Source organism: Streptomyces minutiscleroticus, assembly GCF_014650875.1.
GTDB classification, from domain to species: Bacteria; Actinomycetota; Actinomycetes; order Streptomycetales; family Streptomycetaceae; genus Streptomyces; species Streptomyces minutiscleroticus.
In genome coordinates this window covers 1-4298 of the sequence record NZ_BMVU01000144.1, presented here as the reverse complement: position 1 = coordinate 4298, position 4298 = coordinate 1, and the positions used below count along the sequence as shown (strand labels likewise).

Below are 4298 nucleotides of genomic sequence, written 5' to 3'. Positions count from 1 at the left end.
CGCGCTGTGCACCGTCGTCGTGGTCGCCTACATCGAGGTGTAGCCGCTGGCCCGTACAGCGGTGGTGCCCCGGACGGGCGGTCCGGGGCACCACTGTCTCTGCTGTGTCGCGCCGCGCTTGTATGCGGCATCGCGCGGTGCGGCGGGAGGGGCCGGCGTCAGCCGGTCGGCCTGTTGTGCAGCGGAACCACGACGTCCCGGCCGGTTGCCGCCTCATCGAGCCGGAAGACATGCGCGCGCAGCCAGGCGGTCAGCGGTTCGGCCTCGCGCGTGTCCCATAGCTCGATCGGCGGCCGGCTCTCCGCGTCGACCGGCAGCGTGCCGGAGTGGCGCCCCGCCGCAGCGTGAAGTCGTCCACCGCCGGCACCACCGGCATCGGAGCGAGCGGATCGGGCAGCGTCACCGCACAGCTCAGCAGCGTGGCCCAGCTGAGCGTGTGGTGCAGATGCGCCAACAGCCGCCGGGACTCGGCCTTCTCTGCCGACGCTACCGCAACCGCTGCGACCCCGGTCTGAAGCGCTGGAGTACGCCTTGACGGCACACGGTAAGCCCTTCCTCCGCCTGCTCAGCGAATGCCGTCTTCGGGCAATGGGGCTTCTCGCCATACGGACGGCGGACCTTCAAGTCGATCCGCACCGACCGTCCACCGACCGCCTCGTCCGCAACGTGCCGCTGGGAACGGGTGTGTTCCCGGGCGGAGTCGTCTTTGAACCCGGTGCAGGAGGCCACGCCGTCCCGCGTACGCGCGGTGACGACCACCGTGTGCGCTGCTGTCAGTCGGATGCGGCGTAGCGTGACGTCATTGTCAGCACCGCTTCCTGGACGACGTGGTCCATTGCCTCGGTTCCGGGGGCCCACTGCAAGAGCAGCATCCGTGGCCAGAAGACGTAGTTAGAGATCATGCCGAGGAACTGGGTGGCGGCCAGCTCGGTGTCCGGGATGACGGCCGTCCCGGCGTCCCGCTCGCTCTCCAGGTAGCGGCGCACAGAGTCGAAGTAGGGCAGCTTGCCCCGCTGGAACTGGGCCTCGCCCAGCTCCGGAAACCGGGGCAGCTCGGCGATGACGATCCGGAAGAGGTCCGCCATGTCCGGCCGGGTCAGTAGGGCGACGTAGCGCCGCCCGATCTCGGTCAGGCCGGTTGTGAGGTCTCCGGCCGGCGGGGGCTCCTCCTCACCGCCTTTGTGCCAGGACGCGGTGACGATGGCGTCGAAGAGTGCCGCCTTGGTCGGAAACTGTTTGAAAAGGGTCGCCTTCGACACGCCTGCGGTGTCTGCGATCTTCGCCAGTGACGTGCGGTCGTAGCCCGAGTCGAGGAACAGCCGGGTGGCCGCGCGCAGGATCGCCGCACGCTTTTCCTCAGCGACGCGCTGGTGGTAGGCCGAAGGCTCAGTCGTCATGTCCCCATGTTAGGCGAGGTGAGTCGCTTGACTCACCCCTGATGCAGGCTTAGTCTCGAACGCGAGATGAGTCACTCGACTCACCTTTGTGAAAGGAACACACCATGGGACGCTTCGACCACCGCACCGTACTCGTCACCGGCGGCACCGGCGGCCAGGGCGCCAGCCACATCCGCGCCTTCCACGCCGAGGGCGCCAACGTCGTGATCGCCGACATCGCCGAGGACCGCGGCCGCGCCCTCGCCGCAGAACTCGGCGAGCGCGCCCTCGCCGTCCGCCTCGACGTCACCGACGAAGAGGCATGGAACCACGCGATCGCTCAGACCGAGGAGCGCTTCGGCCCGCTGTCCGTCCTGATCAACAACGCCGGAGTGCAAAACCCCGCCGCCCCGATCGAGGCCACCGACCGCCGCGTGTGGGACCGCATCCTCAACATCAATCTCACCGGTACCTTCCTCGGCATCCGCGCCGCGGTTTCCTCCCTGCGCCGGTCGGGCGGAGGCGTCATCATCAACATCGCCTCCACCTCCGGCGTCGGCGGCACCGCCTTCTATGCTCCCTATGCGAGCAGCAAGTGGGCCGTGCGCGGCCTGACCAAGACCGCCGCGCTCGAACTGGGCCGGGACAATATCCGCGTCAACGCCATCCTTCCCGGCGTCATCTCCACCCCCTTCATCACCGAGCCCGCCGCCGGCAGCGACGCGCCGATCTCCGACTTCTACTCCGCGGAGCCGTTCGCGATCCCGCGGGTGGGCGAGCCGGCCGACATCACCCGCGCCCTGCTCTTCCTCGGCTCCGACGACGCCTCCTTCGCCACCGGCGCGGAGTTCGTGATCGACGGCGGCCTGCTGCTCGGCCCTGCCCTCAAGTACGACGCCGCCTGAGCACCACACCGACCGACGGCCCCTCCGCACCCAAGGAACAGACCCCGTATGGACCCGGCTCTCCGCGCAGCCATCGAGATCACCCCGGCCGCCGGCACCCGCGAGAGGATCATCGACATCACCACCACGGGACGCCGCACCGGCCTTCCCCGCCGCATCGAGATTTTCTTCTACCGGGCCCTCGGCGAGACCTATCTGTGCAGCGGGACCTCGGGCCGCCCGACGAGCTGGTACGCCAACCTGCTGGCCGACCCGCGGTTCACCTTCCACCTCAAGTACAAAGTCCGGGCCGATCTACCCGCCCTGGCCGCACCCGTCACCGACGAGGATCAACGCCGCGCGGTCCTCACCGAGATCGTCGCCGACCTCAACCAGCCGCACAACCCCGGCACCATCGCCCGGCCCACTCACCTACGGGACTGGCTGGACAGCCGCCTGACCCGCATCACCTTCCTCTGTGAGGGCCATGAGGGGAGTGTCAACTAGCCTCGGGCTTTCGCGCGCCCAGCAGACTCGGAGGTCTTCGATGCAGGTGATCTTGAGTCGTAAGCTCGTTGTCGCCTGCCGGTGGAAGTCCGGTCTGGGTAGCTGCCAGGAGGCCCGGTAGCAGACTGGCGGCGTCGGGGGGAAACGCCCGGCGTCGAGCCCGGTGTCGAAAGCCCTGCAAGGGGGAGCAAAGCAGCGGTCCGTAGCATCACGCGAAGTCTGCGGCGTCGTTAGAGGCCCGCCTCTCGGGGCGGGGGCAGGGAGTGCCGAGCCCCCGAAACCAGGGCGAAGGCCATGGAAGCAGCGAAGATCCTGGAATCGCGACCGTGAGGGACTCCCCGGCGTATGGGACATGGAACGTTGCGACGGTGACAGCGGGAACTGGGGAGGCCTTCCCCGGCCCGGCGGCCTGCGGATAAGAGGTCATCTCATTTGGCGAGTCGGCGGTGGCAGATGAGGGTGCAGGCGATGCTGGTGAAGGGCAGGAAGTGCTCCGCCTTGCGTTCGTAGCGGCGGTGCAGGCGGCGGCAGCCGGCGAGCCGGGCCATGGTGCGCTCGATGGTCCAGCGGTGGCGTCCCGGCCGCTGGGAGGACTCGATGCCCTTGCGGGCGATGCGGTGCCGGATGCCACGCGCGCGGAGCCATTTCCGTAGATGGGCGTAGTCGTATCCCTTGTCGCCGTGGAGCTTGGCGGGCTTGCGCCGGCGCGGGCCGCGGCGGGAGCGGACGGGCGGGATGCCGCGCACGAGCGGCTCCAGGGCCTGGCTGTCGTGCAGGTTGGCACCAGAGATCCCGACAGGCAGGGGCGGGCCGGTCCGCTCGGTGATCAGGTGGATCTTCGACCCTTTCTCGCCGCGATCCACAGGACTCGGACCTGTCAGGTTCCCCCTTTTTTTTAGGGCCCGCAGGGACACCGAGTCGATCGCGCACCGCGACCAGTCCAGCTCGCCTTGCGAGCCGAGCCCGTCCAGCACCAGCCGGTGCAGCTTCGCCCCTACCCGGGCCTTCGACCACTGCGTGAACCGGCGATGGGCCGTCGCACCGGACGGCTCGAACATCGGCGGGACCTGCGACCACGTGCAGCCCGTCGTCGCCATGAAGATGATTGCGGCCAGCACCTCACGATCGCCGTACCGGCGCCGGCCACCGCCCTGCGGACGCGACGGTGCCTCCGGCGCCACCCGCTGGAACAGCTTCCGCGACCCGTCCGGGACCAGACGCTCAACCATCAACACATGCTCAGGCTACCGCCAAGGCCAAATGAGATGACCTCTGAGCCACGCGGGAAGCATATGGGATGAAAAGCTTTATTTCTGGAGCTACCGGCATGTGCGGCCGCTGGCTCGTGTGCCTCGCCGGAAGATTTCAGCACGGGCCGTATGGGATGCATCCCGGTTCACGGCGAGCGTTGTCACTTGAGGTGGATGAGGTCGTCTCGCCGTAGGCGGCGAGCAGGACGGCCGGGTCGGGGCCCTCCAGGACGGTGGGCCTGGCCAGGCCGTCGAGCACGATGAAGCGGAGCAGGTCGCCG

Annotated in this window: 4 protein-coding genes; 2 read left to right on the top strand and 2 right to left on the bottom strand. The window is 68.7% G+C overall.

The window, feature by feature from the left end; all coding sequences use genetic code 11:
* Window positions 1-773 precede the first annotated feature (773 nt).
* The gene (locus IE271_RS40280) at window positions 774-1397 is read right to left on the bottom strand and encodes a TetR/AcrR family transcriptional regulator (protein ID WP_190195390.1); all 624 of its coding nucleotides are present in this window, start codon (window positions 1395-1397) and stop codon (window positions 774-776) included.
* A 104-nt stretch (window positions 1398-1501) separates the two neighbouring features.
* Here IE271_RS40280 and IE271_RS40275 point away from each other — a divergent pair, with 104 nt between their 5' ends.
* Together IE271_RS40275 and IE271_RS40270 are read left to right on the top strand one after the other, a co-directional pair.
* Window positions 1502-2281, top strand: coding sequence for an SDR family NAD(P)-dependent oxidoreductase (locus IE271_RS40275; RefSeq protein ID WP_190195389.1), 780 nt, complete (start codon window positions 1502-1504; stop codon window positions 2279-2281).
* 48 nt (window positions 2282-2329) lie between these two features.
* Window positions 2330-2767 (top strand): nitroreductase/quinone reductase family protein, encoded by a 438-nt coding sequence (locus tag IE271_RS40270; protein ID WP_190195388.1) that lies wholly within the window; start codon window positions 2330-2332, stop codon window positions 2765-2767.
* A gap of 428 nt (window positions 2768-3195) precedes the next feature.
* Here the strand turns inward: IE271_RS40270 and IE271_RS40265 are convergent, their stop codons facing one another.
* Window positions 3196-3996, bottom strand: a complete 801-nt coding sequence (locus IE271_RS40265; protein ID WP_190195387.1) for an IS5 family transposase — start codon at window positions 3994-3996, stop codon at window positions 3196-3198.
* Window positions 3997-4298: the final 302 nt, after the last annotated feature.